Here is a 12840-nt window from a genome sequence, read left to right as displayed (position 1 = left end):
TATCGGTCTTCGTTGGACGGAGACTTTTAGGAGAATGACGATGCGTATGATCCTTCCTTTGGCAGCCGCCGCTCTTGCCCTTCCCGCACTCGCCGGAGCGCAGACGACCGGGACCACCGGCGGCACCGCCGGTAGCACTTCCGGTACGATGGGTGCCGGCACGATGGGCGGCACGGCTGGCAGCACGATGGGTGGCACGACCGGCAGCACGATGGGTCAGACCGGCACCCAGACTACGACGCCGGATACCCAGACCAGCACCACGCGTTCGACGACGACCCGCTCACCCAACCGTGCGCGCCGCGGCTCGGCGACCGGCGGAACCACAGGCGGCGCGACGACCGTCGATCCGACGACCAGCGCACCGGGCACGTATGGCGGCGCAGGCACGACCGGCGTCGACAGCACGACCGCACCGGGCACGACCGGGACGACGATGGGTGAAACCACCGGCGCGCCCGGAACGACCGGTGGCACGATGGGTGGCAGCACCACCGGAACGGCTGGCGGAACGACGGGTACGACCCCGCCGCAATAAGCCGGTTTCGGGCGTTATCGAAGGGCCGGGCGAGCGATCGTCCGGCCCTTTCGCGTGTCAGTCTGCGAAGGGATCGCGGACGAGAATCGTGTCGGCGCGTTCCGGGCTGGTCGAAACGAGCGCGACGGGACAGCGGATCAATTCCTCGACACGGCGGATATATTTGATCGCCTGCGCCGGCAGGTCGGCCCAGCTGCGCGCTCCCGCCGTCGACTCCTGCCACCCCTCCATCGTCTCGTAGACCGGCTCGACCGCCGCCTGATCGGCGGAGTGTGACGGAAAGTAATCCAGCGTCTCGCCACGCAGGCGATAGCCGGTGCAGATCTTCACCTCTTCGAAGCCGTCCAGCACGTCGATCTTGGTCAGGGCGATCCCCGTGATCCCGCCGACCGCCGCCGACTGACGCACCAGCACCGCGTCAAACCAGCCGCAGCGCCGCTTGCGCCCGGTGACAGTGCCGAACTCGTGGCCGCGGATGCCGAGCTGCTCGCCGGTCGGATCGTCCAGTTCGGTCGGAAACGGGCCGGAACCGACACGCGTGGTGTACGCCTTGGCGATCCCCAGCACGAAGCCGACCGCCGCCGGCCCGAGGCCGGAGCCACCCGCCGCGGTGCCGGCGATGGTGTTGGACGAGGTGACGAACGGATAGGTGCCGTGGTCGACGTCGAGCAGCACGCCCTGCGCGCCCTCGAACAGGATGCGCTTGCCGGCGGCGCGCGCGATGTTCAGGTCGCGCCAGACCGGCTTGGCGAAGGAGAGGACGAAATCGGCGATCTCGCGCAGGTCGCCGATCAGGCGGTCGCGATCGATCGGGTCGACGCCGAAGCCGGCCCGCAGCGCGTCGTGGTGGGCGCAGAGACGGTCGAGTTGGGCATCGAGCGTGTCGAGATGCGCCAGATCGCAGACCCGGATCGCGCGACGGCCGACCTTGTCCTCATAGGCGGGGCCAATCCCGCGGCGGGTCGTGCCGATCTTGCCGGCACCGCTCGCATCCTCGCGCAGACCGTCGAGGTCGCGGTGGAATGGCAGGATCAGCGCGCAGTTGTCGGCGATGCGCAGCGTGTCCGGCGTGGCGACGACGCCCTGTTCGCCCAGACGCTCGATCTCCGCCTTCAGCGCCCATGGGTCCAGCACGACGCCGTTGCCGATGACCGACGGCGTACCGCGCACGATACCCGACGGCAGCAGCGACAATTTATAGACGGCGTCGCCCACGACGAGCGTGTGGCCGGCATTGTGCCCGCCCTGAAAACGGACGACCATGTCGGCGCGCTCGGCGAGCCAGTCCACGATCTTGCCCTTGCCCTCGTCGCCCCACTGTGCGCCGATGACCGCTACGTTCGCCAATGCGTTTCTCCCCGGATGCGCGTGCCCTCTACAGGGCCTGCGCCTGTCCTGCCACCCAGCAATGCGTCGCGAGTTGCGCTTGCGGCGTATCCGCCGGATCGAGGGCGGCGACGGTGACCCATCCCTGCGCGCGGAGCGATGCACCTTCGGCATCGGGCGTACCATGCGGCAGGAACAGGCGGCGGCGCTCCACCGTGGCATCGCCGGCCAGCAGTGCGTCGGCGTAGAGCGTGAAGCCCGTGGCGGGTTCCTCGTTGCCGTTCGGATGGACGACCACATAGGTGCCGCCCCGCCCCAGCTCGCGCGCCGCGCCGGCAGCGAACAGAGAGAAGCCGAGCCAGGACTGGTATTCGAAGCCGTGACGTTCGGTCGGATCGAGCGTCATCGCCACGCGATCGCCCAGCGACTCGGCGATCTGCCGAAGCCCGTCGAGCCGGCTGGCGAGCGCGCCCGTCGTGTCGAACGCGCGCAGCCGCTCCAGCGCGGGGGCGAAGGCACCCGCCGCTTCGATCAGCGGCAAATAGGCCGGCGCAATCGCGGCGACACCGCCGGCGTCCTTGGCATCGAGCCGGTCGCGCAACGCATCGATCTGCCCGGCGGGGACCGGCAGCGCGCCGGCGGCAAGCGTGTCGACCAGATCGGGGAGCGTGAAGTCGACCGACGGGTCGGTGATACCCGCCGCGGTCAGCGCGTCGGCGGCGACCGCCACGACTTCGCGGGCGGCAGCGATCGAATCGAGACCGATGAGTTCGACGCCAAGCTGGCGGCGCTCCCGAGCCGGGGCGAGCTGCGTCGCGCGCAGTTTCAGGACGGAGCCGGCATAGGACAGGCGGACGGGACGCGGGTGGTGGCCCATGCGGGTCGCGGCGATGCGGGCGACCTGTGCGGTCAGATCGGGACGGATCGCGAGCGTTGCCTGCCCGACCGGATCGACGAAGCGTACGGCGTTGGCAAGGCCGCCGGCCTTCAGCCGCGCGGCGAGTTCCTCCGCATATTCGGCAAGCGGCGGATCGACGCGTTCGTAGCCATAGAGCCGCGCCGCCTCCAGCACGCGCGCCTCCACGGCGGCGGCGACATCGGCGAAAGGCGGGAGGCGGTCGTGGAACCCCTCCGGAAGCAGGCCGGGCTTGGTCATGCGCGCCGGATAGCGGGGTGCGCGGTGGAGCGCCAGCCGGCGAAGTGGAGGAAGTGGAGGCGCTGGCGCACCAGTTCCTCCACTTCCGCTTCGGAGCGGTCGACCCGGCGCTTACGCGCCGAGCGGGCTTGGGTTGCCGAAACCGGTCGGGCGGCGGGTCTTGGGAATCGAGGTGCCGGCGGCGGGGACCGATGGTGTCTTCGAACCCGGATCGCTGCGGTCGAGCTGCTCGCCCGCGATCAGCTTCTTGATTTCGTCGCCCGACAGCGTCTCGTATTCGAGCAGCGCACCGGCCAGCAGGTGAAGCTGGTCGACATGCTCGGTCAGCAGATGCTGGGCACGCGCCAGACCACCCTCGACGATCGCCTTGATCTCGTCATCGATCAACTGCGCGGTGGCATTCGACATCCGCACCGGCTGCGAGGACGAATAGCCGAGAAAGCTCTCGCCCTCCGGCTGCGCGTATTCGACCGGACCGACCTTGTCCGACATGCCCCATTTGGTGACCATGTCGCGGGCCAGCCCAGTGGCGTACTGGATGTCGCCCGACGCGCCCGAGGACACCTTGTCATAGCCGAAGATCACTTCCTCGGCGACGCGACCGCCCATCGCCACGGCGAGGTTCGCGTACATCTTGTCGCGGTGGTACGAATAGCTGTCCCGCTCCGGCAGGCGCATCACCATGCCCAGCGCACGGCCACGCGGGATGATCGTCGCCTTGTGGATCGGATCGGACGCCGGTTCGTGGATCGAGACGATGGCGTGGCCAGCCTCGTGATAGGCGGTCATGCGCTTCTCGTCCTCGGTCATGACCATGCTGCGACGCTCCGCGCCCATCATGACCTTGTCCTTGGCTTCCTCGAACTCGGCCATCGCGACGAGACGCTTGCCTTTGCGCGCCGCCGTCAGCGCCGCTTCGTTGACGAGGTTGGCGAGGTCCGCACCCGAGAAGCCCGGCGTGCCGCGCGCGATCGTGCGGGCATCGACGTCGGGGGCGAGCGGCACCTTCTTCATGTGCACTTCAAGGATCTTGACGCGCCCCTCGATATCCGGTCGCGGCACGACGACCTGACGGTCGAAGCGGCCCGGACGCAGCAGCGCAGGGTCGAGCACATCAGGGCGGTTGGTCGCCGCGACGATGATGATGCCTTCGTTCGCCTCGAAGCCGTCCATCTCGACCAGCAGCTGGTTCAGCGTCTGCTCGCGCTCGTCATTGCCGTTGCCGAGGCCGGCACCGCGATGACGACCGACCGCGTCGATTTCGTCGATGAAGACGATGCAGGGCGCGGACTTCTTGGCCTGTTCGAACATGTCGCGGACGCGGCTCGCGCCGACGCCGACGAACATCTCGACGAAGTCGGAACCGGAGATGGTGAAGAACGGGACGCCCGCCTCACCCGCGATGGCGCGGGCGAGCAGCGTCTTGCCGGTGCCCGGCGACCCGACGAGCAGCGCGCCCTTGGGAATCTTGCCACCGAGGCGCGCGAACTTGGTCGGGTCCTTCAGGAAGTCGACGATCTCGGTCAGTTCCGAACGCGCCTCGTCGATGCCGGCGACATCGTCGAACGTCACCTTGCCGTGCTTTTCGGTCAGCATCTTCGCCCGGCTCTTGCCGAAGCCCATCGCGCCATTGGCGCCGCCGCCCTTCTGCATCTGGCGCAGCACGAAGAACGCGATGCCGAGGAACAGCAGGAACGGCAGCGACTGATACAGCAGCACCATCCAGACCGAGGGACCCTCCTCCGGCTTGGCGGTGATCGTCACGCCCTTTTTCCGCAGCGTCGGGACCAGCGTCGCATCCTGAATCGGATAGGAGCGGAACTTCTCCCCGCTCGTCATCGTGCCGGTGATGATGTCACGGCTGATGTTGACGTCACGCACCGTGCCCTCGTCGACCTTGTCGAGGAAAGCCGAATAGGCGATCTGGTTGCCGGTGCCCGAGGTCGTGGTCCGACCGTCGATCATCGTCACGAACAGCGCGAGGCCGAGCAGGATCGCCACCCAGATGAGAAGACTCTTCATCCAGGGGTTGGGCCCGCCGCCCTCGGTTCCGTTCTGCTTGTCGTTGTCGTTCATGGGTCGCGCTGTACCTTTCGACCATCAAGATAAGCCGGGATGGGTTAATGGCAATGGAACAACCGCGCTCAGAGTGATCGACGTGGCGGTGCTTCGCGAAAATACCACGTCGTACCGCGCGGCGACGCCATCACGCCCGCCTGCGTCGCCGATCTGCCGGCCTGAAGCGCATCCAGCAGCGCCTCGACATTGGTCGATTCGGAGAAGGTGGGGTGCGTGATCGCAAGAGCCGTGCGGACCCCCTCGATCGCCCGACGCACGAGCAGGCGGCACAGTGCGCGCGGCAGGTCGGCGACATCGATCGCGAGCTCGTCGCCGGACCGGGCACGCCCGCTCCACAGCCAGTCGCGCATCGCGCGCAGATCGGCGTCCGCCTCGGCGCACCAGCCGGCGCTGCGGGCGAGCGCGGCGGGATCGAGAAGGTTTTGGCCGGCGAGATGGCGGCGCAGATGCGTGCGGTCGAAGCGATCGGCATCGTTGGCGGGATCGTCGACGAACGGCAGCGCGGCGGCCTCCGCGACGGCGCGCAGCGTGGCACGACGCCAGCCGAGCAGCGGGCGGACGATCGTGAGGTTCCTATACGCGCGCTGTGGGCGGATGCCGGCCAGCCCGGCCAGTCCGCTGCCGCGGTTCGCCCGCATCAGGAAGGTTTCGGCCTGATCGTCGGCGTGGTGCGCGGTGGCGAGGTGCTGCGCCCCCTGCCCCGTCGCCCAGTCCGCCAGTATGGCGTACCGCGCCGCCCTCGCTTCGGCATGCAGATTGCCGCCGGGCAGCGGCTCCAGCGTCAGCGTGCGGTGCGGAATCTCGGCGTCTGCGCACCAGCCGGCGACCATCGCGGCTTCGTCGGCCGCATCCGGGCGGAGGCGGTGATCGACGGTCGCCGCGATCACCCGGCCGGGAAAGCCGGCCGTAGCCAGCGCGAGCATCGCCATACTGTCGGGACCACCGGAGACCGCCAGCGCGAGCGGACGATCGATACCCGGCGGATCGGCGAGTAGCGCACCGACATCGGTGCGGAAGCGATCGACCTGCGCGGCGTCGATCGTCCGGGCCTCACCTACACTTGGCGGCGGTACGGCCACGGGCGATATCCGCCTGCATCCCGGCCGACAGCTTGCCGGCATAGACATCGCTCAGTTCGTCATACACCTTGCAGGCGTCGGCAGGCTTGTTGAGCTTGACCAGAGCCTGACCCAGATAAAGCAGGCTGTCGGGCGCACGCTCACCGTCCGGCATCTTCTTGTAATTATCGTAGAAAGCCATTGATGCGAGGCTGGGCTTGCCGTCATCGAGATAGGCGCGACCGAGCAGGTTCTGGGCATAGCTGGCGCGCTTCGACTTCGGATGGTCCGCGACCGTCTTCTTCAGTTGCGCCTGCGCTTCCGGATAGAGCTTCGCCTGCCACAGGCGATAGCCGTAGAGATACGCGTCCTCGGCCGCATCGCCGCTGGCCGGGCGTTCCAGCGCCGCGAGACGCGCGGCGCGTTCGTCGGTGACGGTGGGGCCGGCCGGAGCCGGACGCGCAGCACCGCCGGTGGAGCCCAGCGGACGCGAAGCCGGCGCAGGAGCGATCGGCGCGGGTTCGCCGCCGTCGATCGGTGCGGCGGCGACCGGCGCGGCCAGTTTCGCGTCCGTGCTGCGGCGATAGGCCTCGAACTGCTCGCGCAGGGTGCGGATCTGATAGCCATTCTGTTCGGCCTGACCCGTCAACGTCGCCAGCTGCTGCTCCAGCGACGTGACACGCGCCGTCAGGTCGACGACCGCGCTGGACGCAGGAGCGCCGGGAACCTCGGTCGGCGCGACGGGGGCGGTGACGTCGGGCTGGAGAAGCTGGCCGTTCGGAAACACCTTGCGCTGCACCGCGCGCATCTCGCTCTCCAGCCGGCCGACGCGACCGTCGAGCCCGGACTGCGCATTGGCGACGGCGGGAAAAAGGGCGGCGGGAAGCGCTGCGGCGAGCAGGAGGGGCAGGAAAGATACGCTACGCTGGGTCACTATACGCTGGGTCACTGGCGGTTACTCGCTGGTGGTCGGCCGGGGCGCGGGCGGGTTGGTGGCCGAATTGAGGTTGGCGCGCTGCGTCTCGGTCAGAACGCGCGTCGGGCGCGAGCGAGGCTGCGCCGGAGCGGCGGTCCGCACAGGCCGGGCGGTGGCGGCGACCGGACCCGCAGTCGAGCCTGGAGTCGCGCCGGATGAGGGTGCAGGCGTGGCACCCGACAGGCGCGCGGCGATCGAGGCGGCGTCGACCGGCACGTCCTTGATCGGCCGGCGGCCGTCGCCGAGCGGCGGGATCGCGCGACCGTCGACGCTGACCTTCAACTCGTCCGGGCGGCCGACGTTGATCATCGGGCGGTTCGCCGTCGGCGGTACGTCGAACGTCTCGCCCGGCTTCAACGTGCCGAGGTACAGCGTCGTATTGTCCGCATCGTAGACGCGCAGCCAGACCTCGTCGTCACCGGCGGCCAGCGTCACCTGACGCGGCGCGACCGGCGTGGGGGCTGCGGCCGGCGTCGGCCCGGCGCTCGGCAGCGCGGCGGGTGTCGCGGCGATCGTGCCGGTGCCGGTGCGGCGGAACAGGTCGGTGCCATACCACAGTCCGACGAGGATGATGACCGCCAGCGCCAGTCCCAGTCCGACGATCGCCACCCCGCGCGAAGGGACGCGGGCGGGATCGGCGGTTTCGTACGGCGCATATTCCGGCGCGCGGGTGACGTTGCGCAATTCCAGCCGGACATCGTGCGCCACCGCGACCTCGTCCATCCCCAGCGTGCGGGCATAGGCGCGGGCGAACCCGATAGCGTAGGTCGGCGACGGCAGAGCGGTGAAATCCGTGGCCTCGATCGCCTCCAGATGGCGGAGCGGCACGCGGGTGCGCTGCCCCACTTCGGCGATCGACAGGCCGGCGGCCTCGCGTCCCGCGCGCAGGCGATCGCCCACGCGTTCGGACGGCGCGGGCGGCACGGGCTGGTCGGGCACGACGTCACTCATCCATTCACTCCGCCCGGGCATCCCGCCCGCCCCTGCATCTTTCAGAGCGCTCCAGCCCCGTCAACCCGCGCCCGCCATCCGATTGCCTGTCAGGCCAGTTCGATTCCGTTCGCCGCCGCCCATGTTTCGAGCGCACCACGCATGTCGCGCGGCGGGCGGGCCAGCAGCCGGTCGAGTTCCGCGGTCACCGCCGTCCGGTCCAGCGACCGGATCATCGCCTTGACCGGACCGACCGCGGCGGGCGTGATCGACAGCCGGTCGATCCCGATACCGATCAGCGCCAGCGCCTCCAAGGGGCGACCCCCCATTTCACCGCATACCGCCACCGGCACGCCCTGTTCCCGCGCTGCCGTGACGACGCGGCGCAGGAAGCGCAGGATCGAGGAGGACAACCAGTCGTACCGCTCCGCCAGTTTCGGGTTGGCGCGGTCGGCGGCGAACAGGAACTGCGTCAGGTCGTTGGTGCCGATCGACAGGAAATCGACCGCGGGCAACAACAGGTCGAGCTGTTCGGCCAGCGCCGGCACCTCCAGCATCGCGCCATAGCGGACCTCATTCGGTGCGCGCTTGCCCCGGCCGGTCAGCCAGTCGCGCTGCGCCTCGAACAGGGCTTTCGCCTCGTCGAACTCCCACGCCTCCGACACCATCGGGAACATGACGTTGAGGGTGCGGCCGGCCCCCGCCTCCAGCAGCGCGCGCGCCTGCACCTTCATCAGGCCGTCGCGCTCCAGCGACAGGCGCAGCGCGCGCCAGCCCATCGCCGGATTCTCCTCGTGCCCGCCCTCCAGCTTCAGATAGGGCAAAGCCTTGTCGCCGCCGATGTCGATCGTGCGGAACACGACCGGGCGGTCGCCGGCGGTTTCCATCACTTCGCGATAGAGGCGCTGCTGGCGCTCGCGCTGCGGCAGGGTGGCGGAGACGAGGAACTGGAATTCGGTGCGGAACAGGCCGATCCCGTCGGCGCCGGTGATGTCGAGCGCACCGACATCGTCGCGCAGCCCGGCGTTTATCATCAGCGTGACGCGGTGGCCGTCCTTCGTCACCGGCGGCACGTCGCGCAACGCGGCGAACGCGGCCTTGCGCTTCTGACGGAGCGCCAGCTTGGCGTCGAACGCCTCCTCCATCGCAGCGGACGGGCGGACGAAGACGTTGCCCTCCGTCACGTCGAGCAACAACTGGTCGCCCTCCGCGATCAGGCGGCGAACGTCGCGCACCCGGCCGAGCACGGGCACGCCCATCGCGCGCGCGACGATCGTGACGTGCGCGGTGAGCGATCCTTCCTCCAGGATCACGCCCTTCAGACGGCGGCGGTCGTATTCCAGCAATTCGGCGGGGCCGAGATTGCGGGCGATCAGGATCGTGTCCTGCCGCAGCCCGAGTTGCGCGGCGGTGCCCATCTGGCCCGAGACGATGCGCAGCAGGCGGTTCGCGAGGTCCTCCAGATCGTGCATGCGATCGGCGAGCAGCGGGTCGTCGATCTGGCGCATCCGCTGACGGGTGCGCTGCTGCACGCGCTCGATCGCCGCCTCGGCGGTCAGGCCGCTGTCGATCGCCTCGTTGATGCGCCGCGCCCAGCCCTCGTCATAGGCGAACATCTTGTAGGTCTCGATGACCTCGATATGCTCGCCACCGACGCCGAATTCGGCCTCCCGCGCGATCCGGTCGATCTGCTCGCGCATCTTGTCGAACGCGGCGTAGACGCGGTGGCGCTCCGCATCGGTGTCCTCGGCGACAGTATGCTCGACGACGATGCGCGGCTGGTGGAAGACCGCCGCGCCGGACGCCATGCCCTCGACCAGCTTCTGCCCCGGAATGCGGACGGCGGCGGTCGATTGCGGACGATCGGTCACCGCGCCGGTGTCGATCAGGCCGGCATTGGCGATCAGTTCAGACAACACCATCGCGACCGTCAGCAACGCCTCGATCTCGACATCGGCGTAGCGGCGCTGTTCGGCATGCTGGACCGCGAGCACGCCGACGACGCGTTCGCGGCGGATGATCGGCACGCCGGCGAAGCTGTGGAAGCGCTCCTCCCCCGTTTCCGGCATGTAGCGGAAATCGGGATGGGAAGCGGCCTCGTCGAGGTTCAGCACCTCGCCCCGCTCGGCGATCGTGCCGACCAGCCCCTCGCCCAGCGCCAGCTTGGTGACGTGGACCGCCTCCTGCGCCAGGCCGCGGGTGGCGAAGAGTTCGAGCACGCCCTCGCGCAGCAGATACACCGAACAGACTTCGCTGTCCGTCTCCTCGCCGATGATGCCGACGACCTGATTGAGCTTCGCCTGCGCGGGCGTGCGCGACGCCATTACGTCGTGGAGACGAACGAGAATCTCGCGGGCGGAGGCGGCGGCCGTGGGCATGATGCGACTCGCTATCAGATTGTCCGGGGGCCGGGTAGCGGCGCGATCACGGAAACAGCAGCCACCCCGCCGCCGCACCGAACGCGATCAGCGCGGGGATCAGCCAGCGCCCCTTGCCGAACCACGCCGCCGCCAGCGCCAGCGCGAAGATCGTCGCGACCGGCCACAGCGCCGGCGCGCGGGCTTCGGTGGCCCAGCCGAGTTGCACCGACGTGGCGGCGATCACCCCGACCACCGCCGCCGCGACACCCGCAAGCAGCCGGTGGGTGGCCGGGTTCTCCACCACCGCCTCCAGCCGTTCGAACAGGATCATCGAAAAGGCGAACGCGGGCAGGAACATGCCCGCGGTCAGCGCCAGCGCACCGCCGAGCCCACCGGCGACATAGCCGACGAAGGTGCCGAAGATCACCAGCGGCGCGGGCAGCACGCCCGCCAGCGCGACGCCGTCGAGAAACGTGCCGTCCGCCAGCCAGCCGCGCCCCACCGTGTCGGCGCGTACGTACGGAATGGCGGTGTAGGCCCCGCCGAAGGTCAGCAGCCCGCCCTTCAGCCCGGCGACGAACAGCGCGGCGATGCCCGCCTGCACGCCGGGTGACGCGGCCACCGCGCCGACCGGCGCCACCGTGCCGTCATGCAGCGCGATCGCGACGAGGACGGCCAGCACCGCGACCGCCGCCGCGGCCCGGCGCCGCGCCGCGACCGCATAGGCCAGACCGCCCGCGATCAGCGGAATCCAGAACGGCACGCCGAGCAAAGTCGCGACCGTCGCGAGGCCCGCGATCAGCCACAGCAGGCGATCCTCCAGCACATGCCTGCCGATCCGCTGCACCGCGCGGACGATGATCGCGACGACGACGATCTGCACGCCCAGCAGCAACCCCGACGCCCCCGTCCGGCCGAGCAGCCACGCGTCGTAGAGCCACGCCGCGCCCAGCATCAGCACGAGACCGGGCAGCATGAAGCCGAGCCCGGCAAGCAGTCCACCCCAGCGGCCGCGCGCGACCATGCCCAGATGGACGCAGAGTTCGTGCGCCTCCGGCCCCGGCAGGATCTGGAGGATGGCGAGCAGGCGATTGAAGCGCGCGCCGGAGATCCACGGATCGTCCTCTACCAGCGCCTGCCGGATCATCGCGATCTGCGCGACCGGTCCCCCGAAGGCGAGGCAGCCAAAGCGCAGGAAACGCAGGAACAGCGCCGGCAACGATATCGCGGGTGGCGCAGGCGACGGCACATTGCCCCCATCCGCCGGATCGACGACCATTCCCCCCATGTGATCCCCCCTTCTACTCCGTCAGTCGAACAATCCGTCCTGCGACCCCGCCGGCGGGTTGAGTCCCAGATGCTTCCACCCCCCGGCGTTCAGGAAGCGGCCACGGGCGGTACGGGCGATCAGCCCGAGCTGGATCAGATACGGCTCGATCACCTCTTCGATCGTATCGCGCGGTTCGGACAGGCCGGCGGCGAGCGTCTCGACCCCGACCGGGCCGCCGCGATAGATGTCGGCGATCATGTGCAGATAGCGCCGGTCCATCGCGTCGAGGCCGAGCTTGTCGACCTCCAGCCGGTTGAGCGCGGCGTCGGCGATTCGGGCGTCCACCGTCTCCACCCCGGCGACGTTGGCGAAGTCGCGGACGCGGCGCAGCAGGCGACCGGCGATGCGCGGCGTGCCCCGCGCGCGGCGGGCCACCTCCGCCGCGCCGTCCGGTGCGATGCCGAGGTCGAGCAGCCCGGCGGCGCGCGACACGACGCGCGTCAGTTCCTCCACGGTATAGAATTGCAGGCGCACGGGGATGCCGAACCGGTCGCGCAGCGGCGTCGTCAGCAATCCCTGCCGCGTCGTCGCGCCGACCAGCGTGAATCGCGGCAGGTCGATGCGGACGGAACGTGCCGACGGCCCCTCCCCGATCATCAGGTCGAGCGCGCGGTCCTCCATCGCCGGATAGAGCACTTCCTCCACCGCCGGTTGCAGTCGGTGGATCTCGTCGATGAACAGGACGTCGCCGTCCTCCAGATTGGTCAGCAGGGCGGCGAGATCGCCCTGCTTGGCGATGACCGGGCCGGAGGTGGCGCGGAAGCCGACGCCCATTTCGCGCGCGATGATCTGTGCCAGCGTCGTCTTGCCGAGACCCGGCGGGCCGAAGAACAGGACGTGATCGAGCGCGTCGCCGCGACCGCGCGCGGCCTGGATGAAGATGCGCAGATTCTCGCGCGCCGCCTGTTGCCCGACGAATTCGTCGAGGCTTTTGGGGCGCAGCGCGGCATCGACGTCCTCGGGGCGGCGGCTGGCGGTCAGGAGGCGGTCATCGGTCACGATTCGTTCCGTAGCGGACCGGACAGCCCCAAGTCGAGGGGATCGAAGTGGAGGAAGTGGAGGCGTCGGCGCACCGGCCTCCACTTCG

At 69.6% G+C, this 12840-nt stretch carries 10 protein-coding genes; 1 reads left to right on the top strand and 9 read right to left on the bottom strand.

Translation table 11 applies throughout. The features are described from left to right. The first annotated feature begins 40 nt into the window (after nucleotides 1–40). Nucleotides 41–538, top strand: a complete 498-nt coding sequence (locus ASG07_RS00710; protein ID WP_082474491.1) for a hypothetical protein — start codon at nucleotides 41–43, stop codon at nucleotides 536–538. Between the two features lie 57 nt (nucleotides 539–595). Here the strand turns inward: ASG07_RS00710 and ASG07_RS00705 are convergent, their stop codons facing one another. The 9 genes from ASG07_RS00705 to ruvB form a co-directional block, all read right to left on the bottom strand. Next, complete coding sequence (locus tag ASG07_RS00705; RefSeq protein ID WP_055840817.1) at nucleotides 596–1885, bottom strand: adenylosuccinate synthase; 1290 nt, start codon at nucleotides 1883–1885, stop codon at nucleotides 596–598. A gap of 28 nt (nucleotides 1886–1913) precedes the next feature. Next, nucleotides 1914–3020: an ATP phosphoribosyltransferase regulatory subunit gene (locus ASG07_RS00700; protein WP_055840814.1), complete on the bottom strand. Its 1107-nt coding sequence runs from the start codon at nucleotides 3018–3020 to the stop codon at nucleotides 1914–1916. 111 nt (nucleotides 3021–3131) lie between these two features. Further along, nucleotides 3132–5096, bottom strand: coding sequence for an ATP-dependent zinc metalloprotease FtsH (gene ftsH / locus ASG07_RS00695; protein WP_055840811.1), 1965 nt, complete (start codon nucleotides 5094–5096; stop codon nucleotides 3132–3134). Between the two features lie 68 nt (nucleotides 5097–5164). After that, complete coding sequence (gene tilS, locus ASG07_RS00690; protein ID WP_236694466.1) at nucleotides 5165–6178, bottom strand: tRNA lysidine(34) synthetase TilS; 1014 nt, start codon at nucleotides 6176–6178, stop codon at nucleotides 5165–5167. After that, nucleotides 6150–7106, bottom strand: coding sequence for a hypothetical protein (locus tag ASG07_RS00685; protein WP_236694465.1), 957 nt, complete (start codon nucleotides 7104–7106; stop codon nucleotides 6150–6152). The genes tilS and ASG07_RS00685 overlap by 29 nt, the downstream gene beginning before the upstream one ends. Nucleotides 7107–7112: 6 nt before the next feature. Next, complete coding sequence (locus ASG07_RS00680; RefSeq protein ID WP_055840808.1) at nucleotides 7113–8084, bottom strand: helix-turn-helix domain-containing protein; 972 nt, start codon at nucleotides 8082–8084, stop codon at nucleotides 7113–7115. Between the two features lie 89 nt (nucleotides 8085–8173). Beyond that, on the bottom strand, nucleotides 8174–10441 hold the full coding sequence (gene ptsP, locus ASG07_RS00675; RefSeq protein ID WP_055840805.1) for a phosphoenolpyruvate--protein phosphotransferase: 2268 nt from the start codon (nucleotides 10439–10441) through the stop codon (nucleotides 8174–8176). Nucleotides 10442–10487: 46 nt separating this feature from the next. Further along, complete coding sequence (chrA, locus tag ASG07_RS00670) at nucleotides 10488–11711, bottom strand: chromate efflux transporter (RefSeq protein ID WP_236694464.1); 1224 nt, start codon at nucleotides 11709–11711, stop codon at nucleotides 10488–10490. Between the two features lie 21 nt (nucleotides 11712–11732). Continuing rightward, the gene (ruvB, locus tag ASG07_RS00665; RefSeq protein WP_055840799.1) at nucleotides 11733–12752 is read right to left on the bottom strand and encodes a Holliday junction branch migration DNA helicase RuvB; all 1020 of its coding nucleotides are present in this window, start codon (nucleotides 12750–12752) and stop codon (nucleotides 11733–11735) included. Between the last annotated feature and the right edge of the window lie 88 nt (nucleotides 12753–12840).

The organism is Sphingomonas sp. Leaf343 (assembly GCF_001423765.1).
Classification (GTDB): Bacteria; Pseudomonadota; Alphaproteobacteria; order Sphingomonadales; family Sphingomonadaceae; genus Sphingomonas.
This window is presented reverse-complemented; position numbering and strand designations above follow the sequence as displayed.

What these genes read in the sequence shown, in the direction of transcription:
- ASG07_RS00710 (WP_082474491.1), top strand. Translation starts at nt 41, where the DNA reads ATGCGTATGATCCTTCCTTTGGCAGCCGCCGCTCTTGCCCTTCCCGCA.
- ASG07_RS00700 (WP_055840814.1), bottom strand. Translation starts at nt 3,020, where the DNA reads ATGACCAAGCCCGGCCTGCTTCCGGAGGGGTTCCACGACCGCCTCCCG.
- ftsH (WP_055840811.1), bottom strand. Translation starts at nt 5,096, where the DNA reads ATGAACGACAACGACAAGCAGAACGGAACCGAGGGCGGCGGGCCCAAC.
- ASG07_RS00680 (WP_055840808.1), bottom strand. Translation starts at nt 8,084, where the DNA reads ATGAGTGACGTCGTGCCCGACCAGCCCGTGCCGCCCGCGCCGTCCGAA.
- ptsP (WP_055840805.1), bottom strand. Translation starts at nt 10,441, where the DNA reads ATGCCCACGGCCGCCGCCTCCGCCCGCGAGATTCTCGTTCGTCTCCAC.
- chrA (WP_236694464.1), bottom strand. Translation starts at nt 11,711, where the DNA reads ATGGGGGGAATGGTCGTCGATCCGGCGGATGGGGGCAATGTGCCGTCG.